Origin of the sequence: Pseudomonas sp. M47T1 (assembly GCF_000263855.1) — a bacterium.
In the GTDB taxonomy this organism is placed as follows: Bacteria; Pseudomonadota; Gammaproteobacteria; order Pseudomonadales; family Pseudomonadaceae; genus Aquipseudomonas.
Window position 1 is genome coordinate 39,320 of sequence record NZ_AJWX01000015.1, and the last position, 19,939, is coordinate 59,258.

Here is a 19,939-nt window from a genome sequence, read left to right on the forward strand (position 1 = left end):
TGCCCCTCCTTTAGCAGCGTAAGGCCGCCAAACGCTGTGTCAGTGCGCATCGGCAGACGGCGTGGCCGGCGGCACCACTTTGCGCATCAGCGGCACCATGGCCGTGGCAATCACGAAGCACACCATGATCGCCAGGAACGCGTCCGAATAGGTTTGCGTCTGCGCCTCGCGGTAGGTCAGGTTCCACAGTTGCCGCAACGCCGCAGCGTTGCCGTCCAGGCCCATCTGGCCAAGGTTGGCCGCCACGTCCCCAAGCCAGTGGTTGAGGTTTTCGTTGGTGCTGTTCAGGTGCTCGGCCAGCCGGGTGAAATGCAGGTTGGTGCGGTCGTTGAGAAGGGTCGCGCAGGCGGCAATGCCGATGGCGCCGCCCAGGTTGCGCATCAGGTTGAACAGCCCCGAGGCCTGCTTGAGCCGTGACTGCGCCAAGGCGCCCAGGGTCAGGGTCACCGTGGGCGGCACCGCCAGTTGCTGGGCCATGCCGCGCAGCGCCTGGGGCAATAGCAGCTCCTTGGCACCCCAGTCATGGGTGATGGGCGAGAAGTCCCACATGGACAAGGCGAACAGGCCCAGGCCGGCCATCATGATCCAGCGCAGATCCACGCGGTTGGCCAGGAAGGCATACAGCGGAATCGACAGTATCTGGAACACCCCCGTGGAAAATACCGCCAGGCCAATGTCCAGTGCGCTGTAGCCGCGAATGCGCCCCAGGAACAGCGGTGTCAAGTAGATCGTGGCAAACAGGCCGATGCCGGTCACGAACGAAAAGAAACAGCCCAGGGCAAAATTGCGCTCGCCCAGGGCGCGCAGGTCCACCACCGGGTTGCTCACCGACAGGGTACGGCCGATAAAGGCCAAAGCCGCCAGCCCCGAGACCCACGCCGTGGTGAGGATGGTGCTGTCGCTGAACCAGTTCCAGCGCGGGCCTTCTTCCAGGGTGTATTCCAGGCAACCGAGGAACAGCGCCATGAACACCATGCTCAGGTAATCGGCGCCCTTGAGCAGGCTCAGGTCCGGTTCATTGATGCGCACCAGCATCGGCACCGCCACGGCCACGAATATACCGGGCACCAGGTTGATGTAGAACAGCCAGTGCCAGGAATAATGGTCGGTGATCCAGCCACCGATGGTCGGCCCCAGGGTCGGCGCCAGGGACGCAATGGCGCCAATGGTGGCCGCGGCGATGACCTTCTGTTTGCCAGTGAAAAAGAAGAACGCCGTGGTGAACACCAACGGAATCATCGAGCCGCCCAGAAACCCTTGCAGGGCACGGAAGGCAATCATGCTCTGAATGTTCCAGGCCGCGCCGCACAGTAGGCTGGCCAGGGTAAAGCCGACCGCCGAGGCGCAGAACAGCCAGCGCGTGGAGAACACCCGGGACAACCAGCCCGACAGGGGAATGACGACAATTTCGGCGATCAAGTAGCTGGTCTGCACCCAGGCGGTTTCATCGGCGCCGGCCGACAGCCCGCCACCAATGTCGCGCAGGGAAGCGGAGACGATCTGAATGTCCAGCAGCGCAATGAACATGCCCACGCACATGGCGGCGAAGGCGAACACCTTTTGCGCGGTGGGCATGGACGCGGCGTCGAACGGCACCGCGCCGCTCATGGTGCGCTGGACTGGGCTTGATGGGCGTCCAGTTCGCCACGGGTATCTACTTCGGCGGTCACCGACAGCCCGGGGCGCAGTTGACCGAGCTGGCCATCCACCGGGTCCAGCAGCACGCGCACCGGCACGCGCTGGACGATCTTGGTGAAGTTGCCGGTGGCGTTTTCCGGCGGCAGCACGCTGAACTGCGCGCCTGTGGCCGGCGCCAGGCTGTCCAGGCGGCCATGGAAGACCTTGCCGGGCAGTACGTCGGCGCTCACCTCCACGCGCTGGCCGGCCTGCATGGCGGCCAGTTGGTCTTCCTTGAAGTTGGCGTCCACCCACAGGCCACTGGCCGGTACCACGGACAGCAGCTGAGTGCCGGCGGCGGCATAGGCGCCCACCCGCGCGCGGCGGTTGCCGATCACACCGTCCACCGGCGCACGCAGTTCGGTGTAGCCCAGGTTGAGGTTGGCCATGTCCAGGTCGGCGTCCGCCTGCTGCAGGGCGGCGCGGGCCTGCAGTTTCTGCGTGTCTATCACCTGTATCTGGCGCTGGGCTGCCAGCAGCTGCGCCTGGGCGCGGGCGCTGTTGGCCTGGGCGGTCTTGAAGGTGGCGTCCACCTGCTGGGCGTCCTGCAGGGAGACGGCCGAGGTCTTCTGCAGGGTCTGGTAACGCAGGTTGTCATTGCGCGAACGTACCTGCTCGGCGCTGGCCACGGTGATGCCGGCGTTGGCCTGGTCGATCACCGCCTGTTGCAGGCGCTCGGTGGCGTCCAGATTAGCCAGCAGGGCCTGTTGCGCCGCTACCGCGCCTTGTGCCTTGGCAAGGGCCGCGCGGTAATCGCGGTCGTCAATCTTGACCAGCAGGTCGCCGGCCTTGACCCGTTGGTTGTCGGTGACCAGCACCTGGGCAATGTAGCCGGACACCTTGGGGCCCACCACGGTCACGTCGGCTCCGATGTAGGCGTCGTCGGTGCTCTGCATGAAACGCCCCGTGGTCCACCAGTGCAGTCCATACATGGCCAGCAGAATCAGGGCGAGCAGGGCGCCCAGGGTCAGCAGCAGGCGTTTGCGGGTCTTGCTGGGTGCGGTGGTGACAGGGGCGTCGGCGGCGGTGAGGCTGGTCATGGCGAGGGTCCATCGGGATGGGCTGATGGTCATAATATTATGACCGTAATATCAAGCCGTCCAGTATTGTTTTCCATAAACAAAACGCATACCCCTCACAAACGAATGCATTTTTCCGCCGCAGCCATCCATGCGAGCCTCAAGGCACATAAAAACAACAATGAGGTACGCCATGAAATGGCTTGGCAAACTGTACATCCAGGTGTTGATCGCCATGGCCCTGGCCATCGCCCTGGGGCTTCTGGCTCCCGACGTCGCAGTGCAGATGAAACCGCTGGGCACGGCGTTCATCGCGCTGTTGAAGATGCTGTTGGGGCCGATCATCTTTTTCACCGTGGTCCACGGCATCGCCCACATCGGTGACTTCCGCCGCCTGGGCCGCATCGGCATCAAGACCCTGGTGTATTTCGAGGTGGTCAGCACCCTGGCCATGCTTACCGGCTTCGTGGTGGTATCCCTGGTGCGCCCCGGCGACGGCCTGCACCTGCACATGGCCGACACCCTCACTGGCGAAGCAGCGGGGCAGAGCGCGGCGCTGGCGGCGGACAGTTTCAGCCTGAGCCATTTCCTGCTGTCGATCATTCCGCGCACCCTGGGTGCGGCGTTTGTCGATGGCGAGATTTTGCCCGTGCTGTTCGTCTCGGTGCTGGTAGGCGTGTCCCTGGCACAGTGCGCCAAGCCTGACTGGGTGGGCCTGCGTTTGCTCAATGAAGGGCAGACGGTCATTTTCAAGCTACTGGGCTACATCATGCGCCTGTCACCGCTGGGGGCGTTCGGGGCCATGGCGGCGGCCGTGGGCAGTTATGGGCATTCGACCCTGTTGTACCTGCTGCGCTACATCTTCACCTACTACGCCAGCGTGCTGATCTTCATTTTCCTGATTCTGGGCAGCGTGGCAGCGCTGGCCGGGTTTTCGCTGCTGAAGATACTGCGGGTGATCAAGGAAGAGGCGATCATCGCCATGGGCACGGCCTCCAGCGAGGCAGCGTTCCCGCGCCTGGTCGACAAGCTCAAGCAGGCTGGCTGCGACGAGGCGGTGGTGGGCTTCGTGCTGCCAGCCGGCTACAGCTTCAACATTGATGGCGCGTGCTTGTACATGGCCTGCGGCCTGGGTTTCCTGGCCCAGGCCACTGACACCGCGCTGTCCTTGGGGCAGCAATTGAGCCTGTTGGCGGTGATGCTGCTGACGTCCAAGGGCGGCGCCGGTTCGGCCGGCGGTGCGGTGATCAAGCTGGCGGCCACCTTGCAAACCGTACGTGTGCTGCCCATGGGCGCGGTGGGGCTGCTGTTCGGTATCGACCGGGTGCTGGCCATCGCCACGTCCACCACCAACGTCATCGGCAACAGCGTGGCGGTGTTTGTGATCTGCCGTTGGGAAAAGCTGTTCGATCGCCAGCAGTTCGACGCCTACCTCGCTTTCCCTGATCGCGCCCCGGCGGCGCCTCTTTCCACCTTGCCAGAGAACTCCAAATGACAGACCACAGTCTTCGTATTGCCCTGATCGGTTTCGGTGAAGCCGGGGGTATTCTTGGCCAGGACCTGGCTGCCCAGGGCCTGTACGTCAGCACTTACGACCGTCTCGGCGAGTCGCTGCGCGCCCGTGCCGACGCCGCCGGGGTGGTGCTGTGTGCCAGCGCCGCCGAAGCGGTGGCCGGTGCCGACCTGATCATTAGCGCTGTCACCGCCGGTTCTGCCCTGGACGTGGCGCGGCAGGCGGCCGACCTGATGACCCCGGCGCAAGTGTTCATGGACATTAACTCGGTGGCGCCCAACACCAAGCGGGCCGCCTGCGCGGCGGTGAATGCCGCGGGCGCCCGCTACGTGGACGCAGCCGTCATGGCCCCGGTGCCGCCGCAACGCCTGAAAACCCCGATTCTGCTGGGCGGCGAGCGTGCCGGGCAGGTCGCGGCCTGGTTGACGCCGCTGGGCTTCAATGTGCGTGTGGTGGCTGATGACATCGGCGTGGCCTCGGCCATCAAGATGTGCCGCAGCGTGATGATCAAGGGCTTGGAGGCGCTGACCACCGAATGCCTGTCCACGGCCCGCCAGTATGGCGCCGAAGACGCGGTGTTGGCCTCACTGCACAAAAGCTTCCCCAGCATGGGCTGGGACGCCGACCTGCCGCACTACCTGATCAGCCGCGTGGCCGAGCATGGCCGTCGGCGCGCCGAGGAAATGGAAGAAGTGGCCAAGACCGCCGCCGACGTGGGCGTCACCCCGCACATGAGTCACGCCATCGTTGCCACCCAGCGCGGCCTGGTGGAGCGCATGGCGCAGCAGGGCATGACCTATGCCGATACCCTGCCGTTCAACTGGACGACCTTGGTCGATACCCTGGGCGATTGACACAGTCACCCCGCCCCCAGTTCTCTGTAGGCGCTGCCGCCAGACCGTAGACGGGGTGAATGCGCTTATCGCGTCATGGTGCAAAGCCGCTGCTACGCTATGGGCAAACACGGAGGTTAACCCCATGTCCTGCCCGCAAGTCTGCTCCGGTGCCACCCTGCAATGCTCGTTCGGCGCAGCGCCCTGTGCGCTGAACGTATTGCCGGTCAACCGCACGCTCACCAGCGGCATGCCGGCGGCCACCATCATGGACCACATCCCCCTGGTCAACATTCCCACCTTCGGTGTGTGCCAGAGCCTGGCCAACCCCATGGTTGCCGCTGCTACCGCCGCAGCCCTTGGGGTGTTGACGCCCATGCCGTGCATCCCGGCCACCGCCGCGCCATGGATCCCCGGCGGCGCACCGACCCTGCTGATCGGCAACATGCCGGCCATCGACGCCAACAGCACGTTGATGTGCAACTGGGCGGGAGCCATCAAGGTAGTGGTGCCGGGGCAAGTGCAGATGTTGATCCCCTGATCGGCTAGCCGCTACACCGGTCTTGCGCATGCTTCACCCACCACCAGCGCCACCACGGCATGGGCTTGCCTTGTGCGTCCAATGGCCGGCCATCTTCGCCGTACGGCTGCGCTTCGCCCACGCATTGGCCATGGCGGTAATGGGCGCTGAAGGCCAGCCGGCCGTTGCCGTGAAATCGTTCGCATAGCCCATCGCGTACGCCCTCGCGATACACCTCGCGCTCAGCCAACTGGCCGTGGGGGAAATAAGTGCAGGCCTCGCCATGCAGCAGTCCGCGCTGGTACCGGGCCTTGCGCTGCAAGGCGCCTTCGGGCGAATAAAACGTCGCCAGCCCATGCACCTTGCCGTGGGCAAAGGGCATCTGCGCACTGGGTTTGCCGTTGGGGTGATACATCGTCACCGGGCCGTTCAGTTCGCCCTGGTCGTAGCTCAGGCGCGCCAGCGGCCGGCTGGCTTCGTCGACCTGCGCCGGGCCCTGCAATTGCCCATCCACCTGCTGGCCTGCCAGGGTGCTGTCACCGCGCTGTATATCGACGTGCGTTCGGGTTGCCATGTGGCGCCTCAATTGACTTTGACGATACCGCCCTTGATGGTCAACATGCCGCCGCCGTCCACCGTCTGTTCGGCGCCGCCCTTGTTGACCAGGCTGATGCCGGCATCATTGGTCAGCGTAGTGGCGGCCTTGTTCAATAACGCCGTGCCGGCCTGGTTGGTCAAGGCCGTGCCGGACTTGTGGGTCAGATCCATGGCCGCCTGGGCGGTGAGGCTGTCGCTGGTCTTGATCAGCAGGCTGCCGTCGCTCTGCAGGGTGAGGGTGCCGGTAACCTTGATGCTCAGGTTGCCATCCACGGTCAGGCTGTAATTGCCCGCCACCTTGTGTTCGTAGTTGCCGCCGGTGCTGTGCACCTGGTTGCTGCCCACCTTAACGGTACGGGTGTCCTTCACGTCCAGCGTGTCGCTGCCGGCCTGGATAGTCACGCTGCGCTTGCCTTTCTCCAGGGTCACGGTCTCGTCGCCGTCCTTCACCGTGCGGGTCCGCGCGTTCTGCACCGTCAGGGTCTCGTCGTGGCCGACAGTGGCGGTGGTGTCGTTGAGCACGTTGATCTTCAGGTCTTTCTGCGCTTGCAAAAACAGTTCTTCGGCGTCTTTCTTGTCTTCGAAGCGCAACTCGTTGAACCCGCCGCCGCCCTTGGACGACTGGGTCTTGATGCCCGATTGCGTCTGGTTGGCCGGCAGCGCATAGGGCAGGGTGTTGTCACCGTTGTACACGCAGCCGGTCACCAGCGGCCGGTCAGGATCGCCATCGATAAAGGTGACGATCACCTCCTGGCCAATGCGCGGCACGAACTGCATGCCAAAGCCCTTGCCGCTCCAGGGCAGCACCACGCGCACCCAGCACGACGACGCCTCATCGTTCTTGCCGTCGCGGTCCCAGGGAAACTGAATCTTGATGCGGCCATACTGGTCGGTCCATATTTCCTCACCGGCCTTGCCCACCACCAGCGCGGTCTGCGTGTGCATGCGCGGCTTAGGTGTAACACGGGCAGGGCGGTACGCTGTGGCCTTGGGGATGGCCTCGAAGCGGTTGCGGTACTGCTCGTGATCCACCTCGTGGTTGACCGAGGTCACCACCCAATCAATGTTCAGCGCCGCGTCTTCATGGCCGGCCAGGGTGAACCAGTGGCCGGGTATCAGCCAGCGGCAATCGCTGTCACCCACAAAGCGTTTTTGCTGGCTGCGCAGGGCGTCCACCCGCTGCTTGGTCAGCGCATCGCCGCGGGCCTTGACGCTGTAGCCGCCGGGGTGCTCGTAAATCGAGCGCGGGCCGGCCACGGCCTCGGCCTGGCCATACAGCGAGGTGGTCGGCGTGGTGAACTCATAGTCCGTGGCCCGGCACACCCCAGCCACCGCTTGCACGCACACCTGCCCGGACCGAATGCCGTGCATCTCGCGTACACCAACCTGCTGGCCCACGTAGTTCACTGTCGGCCCGTTGGGCATCGGCACGAAGGCGTCATTGCTGTCGCCCAGCACCAGGGTGTGTGTGCCGGCCTGGTGGGTGAAAAACCAGAAAATGCCTTCATCTTCCAGCAACCGCGAAACAAAGGCGAAGTCGGTCTCGCCGTATTGCACGCAGTACTCGCGGGGTGTGTAGCTGCCGGTCAGGGACAGCTTGAAATCGGTGAAGCCGTGGGCCTTGAAAATCGTGGTGACAATGTCTGAAGTGCTCAAGTTCTGGAACACTCGGTTATTGCTGGCAAGCGTCAGCCACCACAGCCAGGGGCGCAGCAGCAATTGGTAGCGCTCGGCGGTGGCGTCGGCCGGAAGCTGACGGATCTCAGCCACCAGGGCGTCGAAGGGGCGGGTGAGGGCGTCGTTGTGGAAGGTGGCGGTGACGTGGGTGGCGATGGCGTCGGGCAAGGTCAGGGCGGTGCCGTCGTTGAGGCCGTAAAGTATGTGGGTGCCGAACGCGTTCAACGCCTCCTCGCCGGACAGCGCCTCGGGGTAGAGGGCTGAGAGGGAGGAGGCGGTGAGGGACAAAGATGTACTTGTGTCGGTGGTGCGGGGCATCGATGGGCCTCGGAGGCTGAGAGTCGTTGCACGTGCAATACGTGGTTCCTCGCTCCTTAAATTTAAAGGTAGGTTGTTGCTATTTTCAAACAGCAGTCGCAAGGAACAATGTACATGCCGAATCGATCGCCTACCGCCTCATACGCGGACAGAATCTGGTTATCCCCATCCACGGGATGTTGGACGATGGAAATGTCAGCAAGCGAATCCCCAAATTTCCGAATGGAGGTGATTACTTTTTTTTCAGCGCAGCCCGGGTTTACAGACGATTTAGCGATTTGCTTTTCTACGTCGGTGCAGATCCAAACTTTTTTGGCTTTCAGTCCGGCTTTCGATGCCTGCGCCAGCCACGGGATAAAGTTGATTTTGTTTTTTTATCGAGCAATTTTTTTTGGAGTGACGGGGAAAATCCGATGTACAGCCATCCTGATGTCGAGAGTCCGATAGCGATGGCGCCGGGGGTGTTCACGCCGTTCAACGTGAGTAGATTTGACGTTTTTACGCCCTTGTCATAGGTTGCCGAGTTAGGTCCCGGAAATTTCCCGTACTTGGGTTTAAGTAATGCCCTGGTGGTAGAGTCAAGAGGCATATTGGGTGATCTCCCTGTCTGGCTTTAGTTTGGAGGATTCGACCTGCTTGGTGACCGGGTAACTGTCCTATTTAACTGCCATTGCAGAGCCCGGTCCGCCAGCGTCGGGGTTGGAATCATCTCGATTGTTGCACGGCCAATGAGCGTCAATTGTTTTTATAAACTCATTGAGCGGGATTCTTTCCTGGAGGAGGCCAAAAATAGCAGAATCCTGTTTTACGGTAATGACTCGCATGCCTTGTGCCCATTGCCCACTGTAGAGAAATTCATTGATGTAACGATTCGCGTGGGAAATGACATCGCCATACTCATTGATTTTTCCCGGCGGAGAACAATTATCAGTGTTGTACAGGCAAGGCGCTCGCCCGCTGTCGGGGATTACTTTTACGTTGTCCTCACTGAGTCGTACCTCTGGAACGTCTGGTGGAATAAACACAAGATGCACGTATGTCTTGTATAGCTGCGTTATCGCGTACCATGCGCTCTGCCGGCTATTTTGCCCATCGGGGAAAGTGACTTGGTCGCGCTTGTATTCGAACAGGCTCAAATACCCTGATTGATCATAATTAAGATTTCCGTCATAATTCATGTGGCCGGAGGGTGGTGTTTTGATATCGGGTAATTTTCCTTTTATAAATGGGTCGTGGTCTGCTCTCAAAAATAACCGTGATCCTGGGATTATGCACATATAGATATCCTTAAAAGTATTTTCATTACTCCAACACCCACTCCGCCAACTTCCCCGTCACCTGCGTCATCAACACATTCTCAATATCCCTGGCCCCAGCGCCACTGCACTTGGCGAGCACCGCTTTCACTATCCGGTCATCAAACTCAAACTGCTTGCCCGTCGCCGCTCTATACCGCGCGCGCAGCTTTTCAAGCTTGGCCAGCACAATCCCTTCCAGCGTGCCTTGGTCCAGCGGCCGATAGGCCACCACCGTCATGCGTGCCAGAAACGCCGGGCGAAAGGCTTTAAGCAGGACATGGCGAAGGGTTTCGTTGAACCCATCAGAGCCCAGTTGAGCGGCGGGCGTATCCAGCAGCAACTCGGCCCCGACATTGCTGGTGGCCAGCATCACGGTATTCTTGAAGTCCACCACCAGCCCGGTGCCATCTTCCATCACGCCTTTGTCGAACACGTTGTAGAAGGCTTCCAGTACGTCCGGGTGGGCCTTTTCGATTTCGTCCAGCAGTACCACCGAGTAGGGTTTGCGTCTTACGGCTTCAGTCAACACGCCACCACTGCCATAGCCCACATAGCCGGGTGGTGCGCCTTTGAGCTGGCTGACGGTATGCGCCTCCTGGTATTCGGAAAGGTTGATGCTGATCAGGTTGCGTTCGCCGCCATACAGGGCATCGGCCAGGGCATAGGCGGTCTCGGTCTTGCCCACGCCGGTGGGCCCCACCAGCAGGAACACACCCACCGGTTTCTGCGGGTCGGTGAGCCCGGCGCGGTAGGCCTGCAAGCGCTGGGCGATGGTATTGAGCGCGGTGGTCTGGCCCATCACCCGTTGCCCCATGCGCTGGCCCACGGTGCGCACGGCGTGAGCTTCGTCGGCGAGCATCTTGCCCACGGGGATGCCGGTCCAGCCGGCGATGACGGCGGCCACGGTCTTGGCGTCGACCTGTTCGGGCACCAGCGGGTCGTCCTGGCGAATGGCGTCCAGTCCGGCTTCAAGGCGCAGCAGTTCGGCCGCCAGGTCGTCGAGGCGGTCGTCGGTGTCCGGCGTGCCGTCGGCCTGTTCGGTCAGGGCCAGCAGTTCGCGGCGAGCAGCCAGCAGCAGGCGCACGGCTTCGCGCTCTTCACCCCAGCGGCTTTCCAGTTCGCGCATGGCGCGCTGGTTGTGCAGCGATTCACTTTCCAGCAGGGTAATGCGCTCGCGGTGATCCAGCCCGGTGGCCTGCTCTCGACGCAAGCGCTCGACTTCTTCGCCCAGGCTTTGCTCGCGGTGGCGCAGGCTTTCCAGCGCCGGTGGCACATCGTGCTGGGCCAGAGCCACCCGGGCGCAGGCGGTGTCGAGCACGCTGATGGCCTTGTCTGGCAGTTGCCGGCCGGAGATGTAGCGGTGGGACAATTTCACCGCTTCATGGATGGCCGCGTCCATCACCTGCACACCATGGTGCTGCTCCAGTTTGGTGGCCACGCCACGGAGCATTTCCACGGCGGTGATTTCGTCGGGCTCTTCCACGTGCACCCATTGAAAACGGCGAGCCAGGGCCGGGTCTTTCTCGAAGTACTTCTTGTATTCCAGCCAGGTGGTGGCGGCCAGGGTGCGCAGTTCGCCACGGGCCAGGGCCGGTTTGAGGAGGTTGGCCGCGTCGCTGCCGCCCTCGGCACCGCCGGCACCGATTAGGGTGTGGGCCTCGTCGATGAACAGGATGATCGGCTTCTCGGCGCTGGCCACCGCGTCGATCACGCCCTTGAGGCGCTGTTCGAACTCGCCCTTGACCCCGGCGCCGGCCTGCAACAGGCCCAAGTCCAGTACCCGCAAGGTCACTTGCTGCAAGGACGGCGGTACGTCACCGGCGGCGATGCGCAGGGCCAGGCCTTCGACCACCGCGGTCTTGCCCACACCGGGCGCGCCCACCAGGATGGGGTTGTTTTGGCGGCGGCGCAGGAGGATGTCGATGCACTGGCGAATCTCGCCGTCGCGCCCGACGATGGGGTCGATGCGGCCGTTGCGCGCGTCGGCGGTGAGGTCCTGGGTGTATTGGTCCAGTTGCGAGACCACGGCAGCAACAATGTTTTTCCTACCGGTGGACTCGCGGGACACCTCGGTCCATTCCAGCCACTGATTGCGCAGGGTTTCGCGTGGTATACGCAGCAGCGACGAGGCGCTGTTGAGCAGCAACGCCCGGCGCTCGTCGCGTTCGAACAGGGCCAGCAACAGCAGGCCGGAGCGAATGGCCGGCAGATTGAGCACGCTGGCCTGCACCACGGCGTCTTCCAGCAGGCCGATGGTGTGGGGTGACAAGGCCGGCGTGCGGGTGCTGCCGGCCTTGAACATCTCCAGCGACCGGTTGATTTCGCTGGCCACGGCATCGCGCTCCAGGCCCAAGCGCGGCAGCAAGCAGGCCAGGTCGCCGCCTTCGATCTCGAGCATTTCCAGCAGCAGGTGTTCGATTTCCACGAAGTGGTGGGTGCGCAGCAGGCAGCGTTGGGCGGCGCGCTCCAGGGCGGCGCGGCAGGCGGGGTTGAGGCGGCCGATCAGGCCACTCAGTTCCATGTGGGCGTTCCGTGCAGGGTCAGGGTCAGTTGTTCTTCTTCGCCGTCGGCTTCGCGCAGCAGCCCGCCGCCCCAGCGCAGGTGCGCCAGGCCGAGAATCAGAGGCACGCGGCCCCGCACTCGCAGCACCAGGGTGCAGTCCAGGTCCGGGCCGAAATACAGGGCGTGCAGGTCGGCCAACTCCAGGTGCGACGGCGCGCCGGGCAGGAAACGCCGCGACTGCTCGCGGCTCAGCGGCCCCAGTTCCAGGCGGACGCCGGCATGCTCGTCCCAGACCCAGGTGCCGGCCACGGCGGTGCGGCCCAGGGTCAGGTTGCGCGCGCCCACCTTGAGTACGCTGCGGCTGGCGACCGGGACCTGCCGCCAGGCGCCTTCGTAGGCATGGGCGGCGGCGCAAAGGCCGAAGTGCTGGCGGACGATGGCGGCGAAACCGGCCAGCGACCGCCGCCCGCCGGCAAACAGCGCACTGCGCGCCAGTACGGCGGCATCGGGCAGCGCCTGGCGTTCTTGCAGGGTGTGCGGCAACAGCCCGGTCAGGGCGCGCAGTTGTCGTTGCACGGGGCTGGCATCGGGCGGGGTGAAACCAATGGCCACGCGGTGCTTGCGCATCACCCGGTACAACAGGCTGAGCAACCGGTGCTGAAACAGGTCCAGAAACGCCGCCGGGGCGTCGTCCTTGAGGCGCGCACGTTGTTGCAGCCATTCCTGATAGGCATAGGGCAGGGGGCCGTCCGGCCCCCCCAGGCCGAAGATCGGCGACGTCATTACGGGCGGCTGGTCGTCTGTCTGCTCCAGGCGCTGAACTTCACTGGGCGCAAACACCGGCGTCAGCGGCCCGCGCAGGCGCAATGCCTCGGCATGGGGCGCGGTGCCGGTGCCCAGGGCCTCGGCGTTGGGCCGTTCCTGTTCGAGTATCAGCAGCGCCTGGAGAAACTCGAAGGCCTGCGGTGTCTGGCGCAAACGCAGGCTTACAGCGTCAGCGGCCTCCCGGCTTCCGGTTGCCATGCCTTGATCTCCTTGTCAGACGTGACCAGCACCGTGCGCACGAAGCGGTTGGCACTGGCATAAAGGGAAAAGAACTGCGCCAGCACCGCAGAGAACAACACCGCGCTGCTGCCGACAAAGTGCTGCGGGTCCAGGGTCAGGTTCACTTGCAGGCCATTGCGCCAGCCACGCCAGGCGTCCACGCCCACTTGCGCCAGCACCCGCTCGCAGACCATGCGCACGATGCCATCGATCTGCCGCCGGGCGCTGGCTTCGCCGCGCAGGTCGTGCAGGGTGAGCATTTCCTGCAAGGCCTGCAGCGCGTCGGGGCCCTCCACCAGGGACAGGTGATTGAGCGTCAATTGCGACACCAGCCGCCAGCGCGACGCACCACCCAGGGCCGGTTGACTTTGCGGCGTGGGCGGGTTGCGCAGGCGTGCCCAGGCCACCGGCCCCGGGCGCTCGAAGCCCAGCACGGTGCCGGCGGCCAGTTGCTGGGCCAGGTGGCGATTGGTACACCACAGCTCGCCGGTGACGCTGTATTCGCCGCTTTCGGCCAGAGGTTTGAAGCCGGCGTCCACCAGGCTGACCAGCAGGTCGCTGCCCAGCCGCAGCGGGGTGACGCCGCTGACCCGCCGCGCATGCCAATAGCGTTTGCCGGGCTGTTGGCTGTGCTGGCTGCCGTAGTAGGGCGCGATCAACTCGGCGCGCTGCGCACCGCTGGCTCGCAGGGCGCGGATGCTATGGATTTCCACGCTGTTCTCGCGGTGGCTGTCGGCAACCAGGCGGTACTCGCTGCGGGTGCCGTCGATTCGCACTGGCTCCGAGGTGCGCGGGAACAGGTTGATCACCGGCGCGCAGCCCAATTGCAGGTCGCTGGCCTGCAAGCGCAGGCGGCTGGGTGGGGCCTGGTCGAAGACGATGTACAGGTCCAGGTGCTGGGTGTCTTCGCTCACGGCCTGCATGGGCAGGTCAAAGAAATGAAATTTGTCGGGAAAACTGAAGTACTCCGCCAGCAGGCGCAACGCGGGGTGCACGCCGTCTTCTTCGGGCAGCAGTGCCTGGTCATCGGCAAAACCGACAATACCGGGTAGGCCGGCATGGGCGTGCAACGGCCCATCGGGCGCGGCGCTGAACACCTGCACCGAATGGGCGGCGAGCAGGTCGTACAGTTGAGCGGTGATCACCGGTGAGGCGCACAGGTGCAGGCGCAACTGCTGCAGCGACAGGTCGGCCCAGCGCACCTCGCCCAGGCAGCGCAGGCTGACGCGCAAGGCCGAGCGTGCCTGGGCGATGCCCGTCAGACGACGCGTCTCATCGGCGTCGAGCATCAGCAACTGGTCGATGCGCACGGGCCACAGTTGCACCTCGGCGGTGGTGCGCCAGTGAAGGCTGTCGCCCTTATCGGTGGTCACGAACAGCGGTGTGTCTCGGGGCAGGCGGTAGCCAGCGGTGAGGTCGCCCTTGCCGGGGTCGGGCTCGAACTGGGCAATGGCGCATGAGGGCAGGGGCCGCAGGGCCAAGGGGTATAGCTGTTCGAGCAGGGCGTCGCTGAATTCTGCGTAGTCGTCGTCCAGGCGCCGTTGCAACCGTGCCGCCAGCAGCGCGAAGCCTTCCAGCAGGCGCTCCACGTGCGGGTCGGGGCATTCACCGGGGGACAGTTCCAGGCGCCGCGCCACCTTGGGGTACTGGGCGGCAAAGTTGGCACCGGCATGGCGCAACCAGGTCAGTTCCCGCTGGTAGTATTCCAGCAACTGGCTGTCGATGGAGTCACTCATGGCGCACCTCCAGGCCATGGCCGGTCTGTTCGATCACCAACACCAGCGGCCAGTGCTGCTGGCCACTGCGCAAGCAGCCACGCAAGCGCACGGCCAGTTGCTGCGGGTGCTCGGTATGGGGTACCAGTTCCACCTCGGCTACCTGCAGCCGCGGTTCGAAATGCTGGATGGCGCGGCGTATTTCCCGCGACAGTTGGTTGCGGTCGGTGCTGCGCTGGGCCTGCAAGTGGGCCCAGTCAAGAATGCCGTAGTCCACCACGCTGAGCGAAATGCTGCCGCGCTCACTGCGGCGCGTGTTTAGCAGGTTGGATAGCTCCTGGCAAATCGAGTCCACCAGGGCCGCGTGGTCGAACGCCGGGCGCAGGGCGCCCAGGCGTTCTTCCGGGCTTGAGGCCAGGCGTTCGAACAGCGGCGCGCGCAGCGCCTCGAAGGTTTGGCCGGGCAGGGCTGGCACGGCGTCAGGCCTTGATCAGTTTGTTGGCGGCCATGTCCCAGGTGGACGCGGCCGTGCCTTCCTTGGTGCCGTCGTCTTTCTGTGCGGTGAGTTCCCATTTGATCTTGGTGAAATTCAACGAAATCGTCTCCACCGGTTTGCCGCCGGTACCGCCGCTGACGCTGACGTTGGACAGCACCACGTTGTTGAGGGTGTAGATGATGAACGGCAGCAGCTTGCCGTCGCCTTCGGCGGCGTTGCGGCCGATGGTGATCTTGGCTTCGGGCAGCGGCTTGCCGGCGCAGCAGTATTCATTGAGCGAAGGGGTAGAGGAGTCAACGAACTTGGTCAGGGTGAACTCACCCACATGGGGTTTGCCCGAGGTGCGTTCCGAGTTGCTGACGTCGTTGGTGACCTGCATGGCCACGTTGTGGCTGTAGGACATGATTTCGATCTTGTCCGTGTAGCCTTCCAGCAGGCTGTCGCCCTTGATGTCGCCGCCCAGGTCGAGAATGATTGCATCCATTGCGTGTGGCTCCGAAAAGTATCAGGCAGAAGAAACCCGCCGACGGGGTCGGCGGGGCAGGCGTGGGTCAGGCGGCGACCGGTGGCGGCAGGGTAGCCACCAGGCGGATCGATGCAGTCAGTTCTTCCAGCTGGAAGTGCGGGCGCAGGAACACCGTGGCACGGTAGGCGCCCGGCTTGCCCGCCACCTCGGTGACGTCCACGCGGGCTTCGCGCAGCGGGTACTGGGCCTTGATTTCCTGGGGCGCGTTGTCGTTGATCAGCACGTAGTCGGCGATCCAGTTGTTGAGGTAAGTCTGCACGTTGTCGCGGGTCATGAAGCTGCCCACTTTGTCGCGCATGATCACCTTCAGGTAGTGGGCAAAGCGCGAGGCGGCCAGCACATACGGCAGCATCGCCGACACGCGGGCGTTGGCGTTGGCCTCGTTGGTGTTGTAGACCTTGGCCTTGTTGGTGGTCTGGCCGCCGAAGAACACCGCCAGGTCGGTGTTCTTCTTGTGGCACAGGGCGATGAAGCCCAGGTCGTTGAGCTCTTTCTCGCGGCGGTCGGTAATGGCCACTTCGGTGGGGCACTTGAGCGAGATGTCGCCCGAGCTGGTGCGGAAGGTATGGGTGGGCAGGCCTTCCACCGCGCCACCGCCTTCGGCGCCACGAATGGCCGCGCACCAGCCATACTGGGCAAACGCCTCGGTGATGCGCTGGCTCAGTGCCCAGGCAGCGTTGCCCCACAGGTATTTGCCGTGGTCGCTGCCGTTGACGTCTTCGCGGTAATCCATGCCGTCCACTGGCGAGGTGTCGGGGCCGTAGGGCAGGCGCAGGAGGAAGTGCGGCAGCACCAGCGACACATAGCGCGAGTCTTCGCTTTCACGGAACGAGCGCCATTTGATCAGTTCGGCGCTTTCGAACACCTTGGACAGGTCCCGTGGCACGGCAAGGTCGGTGAAGCTGCTCATGTCGAACAGGCGCGGGTCGGCGGCGGCGATGAAGGGCGCATGGGCCGCGGCGGCGACGTTGGACAGTTTTTCCAGCAGGCCAATGTCTTCCGGGTTGCGGCCAAAGCTGTAGTCGCCTACCAGCACGCTGAATGGGTGGCCGCCGAAGGTGCCGTATTCTTCCTCGTAGACCTTCTTGAACAATGCGCTCTGATCGAATTCGACCGCTTTCTCCAGGTCGTTCTTCAGTTCTGTCTGGGTAACGTTGAGCAGGCGCAACTTGAGCCGCGAACTGGTTTCGGTGTTCTGCACCAGCAGGTGCAGGCCGCGCCAGGACGCTTCGAGTTTCTGCAGGTCGGGGTGGTGCAGGATCTCGTCGAGCTGTTCGCTGATCAATGCGTCGATCTGGGCGATGCGGTCGTTGATCATGGCCACGGTGCCTTTGTCGACCTTGAGCTCCTCGTCCAGCACCTGGGTGGCGAACTCGGCGAGCATGTCGCGGGCATAGACCTGTTGGCTGGCGTCATGGGCCATGCGCCCGTCGGCAACGATCTTGTCCAGCAAGGACAGTACCTCGGTGGCGGGATTCTCGGTAACCTGAGTGGCAGTGGCAGTTGATGAGTTGGGCACGGCAAATCCTCCTTGAAAGGGTCAGGAATCAGGCGGTGGGCTCGGCATCGGGAGCAGCGCCCGGCTCGCTGGCCGGCGCGTCCAGGGCGATCTGCGAGTCGTTGCCAGCGTGGGCCGCCTTGAGCTGTTGCAGCTCTTCGGTGTTGGCCACGATGTCGTGCAACAGCGAGTCGAGGGTGTCGTTGCCGTCCAGCTTGGTCAGCAGGTCGCGCAGGCGTTGGCGCGCTACCAGCAGGCGGTTGAGCGGGGCCACTTGCTTGACGATTTCCAGCGGCGAAAAGCTGTCGATGTGCTTGAAATCGAGGGCGACGTTGATCTGTTCCTTGTCATCGGGCTGCTTGGCCAGGGTGTTCTTGACCAGCAACGTGGCGCGCGGGGCGATGGAGGCCATGACGTCGTTGAAGTTGTCGCGGTCGATCTCGACGAAGCGGCGCTCACCCAGCTTGCCTTGGTCTTTCAGGGATTTGCCTGCCAGGTCGGCGAGGATGCCGACCACAAGGGGCAGTTCCTTTTTCTCGATGGCGTTGCCGATTTCAACATCGTAGGTAATCTGGACGCGGGGCGGTCGCACCCGGTCGAGTTTGTGCTGGGTACTTTGGGCCATGCTGTAGGTCTCCGGCGGGTAGGCGGACGCAATGCACCGGAGGGGGCCCGTTCATCGCAATCCTTTGCTGAAAAACAGGCATGACAGCTCGTACACGCAGGGCGGTCATGTCTAGAAACGATATTTCCATTCGAATGCTTGACGAACTACCAATTACGCTAGAACAGGTCTATAAAAACGCAAGGGCAAACTTATTTTGGACCGCCATGAAGCGCAAAGATTTCATTTTCAGGAAGAAAATCGTCAGTTTGCTGCTGCTCGCCTGCCTGCCTGTGTGGTTGGCCGGCTGTTCCTGGTTCGGCCCGCGGGTGGGCGTTGACCGCATCACCCTGGACGTAGCCCCCAAGGCTAACAACGACGCTCCCATTGCCGTGGACTTCGTGGCCGTCAAAGACCTCGGCCTGCTCAAGCAACTGAGCGGCATGAGCGCGCGCCAGTGGTTCGAGCAGCGCGAACAGTTGCAGCGCGACTACCGCGAGCAGTTGGTGGTGTGGAGCCTGGAACTGGTGCCCGGGCAGTTGCTCGACAACCAGGACTTCCCCTTGGGCGGCCAGAAGGCACAAGGGCTGCTGGTGTTCGCCGACTACGCCAGCCCCGGCCCCCATCGCCTCAGGTTATACGCGCAAAGCTCGGCCTGGCTGAAATTCGACAGCCGCGACATCAGCCTGTTCAAGGGCAAGGACGGCTGACCCCACTGCGGTTTTCAGTGCACCTCACCACGACATAATCACGAAGGGAATTCGCATGACGGGGTTACCGGATGCAGTGTGCTGGTCGGAGGGCATGCAGTTGCTGCCCCAGCATTTCCAGTTGCAGGGCTTGCGTGCCGAAGCGCTGGCCGCCCACCTGGCCGGTGCAGCCAACCCCTGGTTCTGGGGCGTCAGACAGTTGAGCATCGACCCCTCGGCGCTGAGCGCCGGCCAGGTGCGTGTGCTGGACCTGCAGGCTACCCTGCCCGATGGCCTGGTGGCCAGCCATCGCGCCGGTGAGGGGCCGGTGCTGGAACTGGACGTCAGCGAGGCCATCGCCGCCAGTGCCGACGCCACCGTCATGGTCTACCTGGCGGTCACGCCTCTGGCCCGGGGCGGCCAGTGGCTGCCGTTGCAAGGGCGGATGAATTCGCTGGTGGGGCCGTCGGTGCCTGACCTTGCCAGCGGCTTGTTTCCTACGCCCATTAACGTATGGAGGCCCAACCTGCGCCTGTGCACCGAGCGCACCCGCGCCGACAACGTCTGCGTGCCGCTGCTTAAGGTCAGCCGCGAAGGCGGCGGCTTCATTCAACGCAGCTACTTGCCGCCCACCCCGGTGATCGAGTACGACTCGCCGCTGGGCCAGCGCGTGAGCCAACTGTGCGCCCGGGTACGCGAGAAGGCCCTGTTCCTGGCCGGGCGCCTGCGCCAGAACCAGCAGGCCGGGCGCTTTGATGACGCCGCCGAGATCCGTCGCCAGCTGGAAGCCCTGTGGGTGCGGTTGCCCGAAGTCGAAGGCTTGCTGGGCAGCGGCACGGCCACGCCGCTGGCCTTGCATGGCTTGTTGCTGGGAATGGCGGGCGCCTGGTCAGTGCTGGACCCGCTGGGCGGAGTGCCACCGTTCGCACCGCTGAATTTCCTCGATCTGCACCACGGCTATGACGAACTGCTGGGCTGGCTGTCGCGCACCCTGGAGCTGATTCGCGCAGGCTACCGCTGCCTGCCGTTCGAGCTGGACGAGCAGGTCTATTCCCTGCAATTGCCCGACACCGCCAGCCGTCAGCGCTTGGTGGTGGGGCTGCGCATGCCGGCCGGTGCCAGCGAACAGGCGGCGGGCGAATGGCTGTCACGGGCGATCATCGCCAGCCAGGCCCATGTGCCGGTGCTGGCCCGGCAGCGCATGAGCGGCCTGGCGCACCAGGCCATGGGCCGCCAGGAGCAGATTGGCTACAGCGTGGGCGAAGACACCCGGCTCTTCGTGGTGCAGGCCACCGGTAATTGGTTCGACCCCGGCCAGCCGTTGAACATCGTCGCGCCCACCACGGCCGGGGGGGCAAGCCCGTGGCAAATCGTACTGTTTCTCAACAACCCGGACGCTGAAGCCTGAACCCG

General features: G+C 63.8%; 18 protein-coding genes. 6 read left to right on the plus strand and 12 right to left on the minus strand.

Features of this window, described 5'->3' with window-relative positions; translation table 11 throughout:
• Positions 1 to 39: 39 nt before the first annotated feature.
• Both PMM47T1_RS16400 and PMM47T1_RS16405 read right to left on the minus strand, forming a co-directional pair.
• Positions 40 to 1,608: a DHA2 family efflux MFS transporter permease subunit gene (locus tag PMM47T1_RS16400; RefSeq protein WP_008370882.1), complete on the minus strand. Its 1,569-nt coding sequence runs from the start codon at positions 1,606 to 1,608 to the stop codon at positions 40 to 42.
• Complete coding sequence (locus PMM47T1_RS16405; protein ID WP_008370884.1) at positions 1,605 to 2,717, minus strand: HlyD family secretion protein; 1,113 nt, start codon at positions 2,715 to 2,717, stop codon at positions 1,605 to 1,607. The genes PMM47T1_RS16400 and PMM47T1_RS16405 overlap by 4 nt, the downstream gene beginning before the upstream one ends.
• Positions 2,718 to 2,889: 172 nt before the next feature.
• Here PMM47T1_RS16405 and PMM47T1_RS16410 point away from each other — a divergent pair, with 172 nt between their 5' ends.
• The 3 genes from PMM47T1_RS16410 (at position 2,890) to PMM47T1_RS16420 (ending at position 5,583) form a co-directional block, all read left to right on the plus strand.
• Positions 2,890 to 4,191, plus strand: a complete 1,302-nt coding sequence (locus PMM47T1_RS16410; RefSeq protein ID WP_008370886.1) for a C4-dicarboxylate transporter DctA — start codon at positions 2,890 to 2,892, stop codon at positions 4,189 to 4,191.
• Entirely contained in the window at positions 4,188 to 5,063 is an 876-nt protein-coding gene (locus PMM47T1_RS16415) for an NAD(P)-dependent oxidoreductase (RefSeq protein WP_008370889.1), read from the plus strand. The genes PMM47T1_RS16410 and PMM47T1_RS16415 overlap by 4 nt, the downstream gene beginning before the upstream one ends.
• A gap of 124 nt (positions 5,064 to 5,187) precedes the next feature.
• On the plus strand, positions 5,188 to 5,583 hold the full coding sequence (locus PMM47T1_RS16420) for a DUF4280 domain-containing protein (protein ID WP_008370891.1): 396 nt from the start codon (positions 5,188 to 5,190) through the stop codon (positions 5,581 to 5,583).
• Positions 5,584 to 5,587: 4 nt separating this feature from the next.
• Here PMM47T1_RS16420 and PMM47T1_RS16425 read toward each other — a convergent pair whose 3' ends face one another.
• Complete coding sequence (locus PMM47T1_RS16425; RefSeq protein ID WP_008370892.1) at positions 5,588 to 6,136, minus strand: toxin-antitoxin system YwqK family antitoxin; 549 nt, start codon at positions 6,134 to 6,136, stop codon at positions 5,588 to 5,590.
• A gap of 8 nt (positions 6,137 to 6,144) precedes the next feature.
• Positions 6,145 to 8,154 (minus strand): type VI secretion system Vgr family protein, encoded by a 2,010-nt coding sequence (tssI, locus tag PMM47T1_RS16430; protein ID WP_008370894.1) that lies wholly within the window; start codon positions 8,152 to 8,154, stop codon positions 6,145 to 6,147.
• A 32-nt stretch (positions 8,155 to 8,186) separates the two neighbouring features.
• Between tssI and PMM47T1_RS29875 the strand changes: the two genes are divergently transcribed.
• Positions 8,187 to 8,669: a hypothetical protein gene (locus PMM47T1_RS29875; RefSeq protein ID WP_157213029.1), complete on the plus strand. Its 483-nt coding sequence runs from the start codon at positions 8,187 to 8,189 to the stop codon at positions 8,667 to 8,669.
• Positions 8,670 to 8,810: 141 nt separating this feature from the next.
• On the opposite strand, the gene PMM47T1_RS29880 is transcribed toward PMM47T1_RS29875, so the two are convergent.
• The 8 genes from PMM47T1_RS29880 to tssB all read right to left on the minus strand — a co-directional run bounded on the left by PMM47T1_RS29880 (position 8,811) and on the right by tssB (position 17,858).
• Positions 8,811 to 9,401 (minus strand): hypothetical protein, encoded by a 591-nt coding sequence (locus tag PMM47T1_RS29880; RefSeq protein WP_157213030.1) that lies wholly within the window; start codon positions 9,399 to 9,401, stop codon positions 8,811 to 8,813.
• A gap of 55 nt (positions 9,402 to 9,456) precedes the next feature.
• Complete coding sequence (tssH, locus tag PMM47T1_RS16445) at positions 9,457 to 11,973, minus strand: type VI secretion system ATPase TssH (RefSeq protein ID WP_008370896.1); 2,517 nt, start codon at positions 11,971 to 11,973, stop codon at positions 9,457 to 9,459.
• A complete protein-coding gene (gene tssG / locus PMM47T1_RS16450; RefSeq protein ID WP_008370898.1) occupies positions 11,964 to 12,977 on the minus strand; it encodes a type VI secretion system baseplate subunit TssG in 1,014 nt (337 codons plus the stop codon). The genes tssH and tssG overlap by 10 nt, the downstream gene beginning before the upstream one ends.
• Positions 12,941 to 14,734 (minus strand): type VI secretion system baseplate subunit TssF, encoded by a 1,794-nt coding sequence (tssF, locus tag PMM47T1_RS16455; protein WP_008370899.1) that lies wholly within the window; start codon positions 14,732 to 14,734, stop codon positions 12,941 to 12,943. The genes tssG and tssF overlap by 37 nt, the downstream gene beginning before the upstream one ends.
• Entirely contained in the window at positions 14,727 to 15,188 is a 462-nt protein-coding gene (tssE, locus tag PMM47T1_RS16460) for a type VI secretion system baseplate subunit TssE (protein WP_008370900.1), read from the minus strand. Before tssE ends, tssF begins: the two co-directional genes overlap by 8 nt.
• A 4-nt stretch (positions 15,189 to 15,192) precedes the next feature.
• Positions 15,193 to 15,693, minus strand: coding sequence for an Hcp family type VI secretion system effector (locus tag PMM47T1_RS16465; RefSeq protein WP_008370901.1), 501 nt, complete (start codon positions 15,691 to 15,693; stop codon positions 15,193 to 15,195).
• Positions 15,694 to 15,760: 67 nt separating this feature from the next.
• Positions 15,761 to 17,254 (minus strand): type VI secretion system contractile sheath large subunit, encoded by a 1,494-nt coding sequence (gene tssC / locus PMM47T1_RS16470; protein WP_008370902.1) that lies wholly within the window; start codon positions 17,252 to 17,254, stop codon positions 15,761 to 15,763.
• Positions 17,255 to 17,282: 28 nt separating this feature from the next.
• Positions 17,283 to 17,858 carry a type VI secretion system contractile sheath small subunit gene (tssB, locus tag PMM47T1_RS16475; RefSeq protein WP_008370903.1) on the minus strand — a complete coding sequence of 192 codons (576 nt, stop codon included), beginning with the start codon at positions 17,856 to 17,858 and terminating at the stop codon, positions 17,283 to 17,285.
• A gap of 206 nt (positions 17,859 to 18,064) precedes the next feature.
• On the opposite strand from tssB, the gene PMM47T1_RS16480 reads away from it, so the two are divergent.
• Entirely contained in the window at positions 18,065 to 18,547 is a 483-nt protein-coding gene (locus tag PMM47T1_RS16480) for a hypothetical protein (RefSeq protein WP_008370904.1), read from the plus strand.
• Positions 18,548 to 18,602: 55 nt separating this feature from the next.
• A complete protein-coding gene (gene tssK / locus PMM47T1_RS16485; RefSeq protein WP_043301177.1) occupies positions 18,603 to 19,934 on the plus strand; it encodes a type VI secretion system baseplate subunit TssK in 1,332 nt (443 codons plus the stop codon).
• Positions 19,935 to 19,939: the final 5 nt, after the last annotated feature.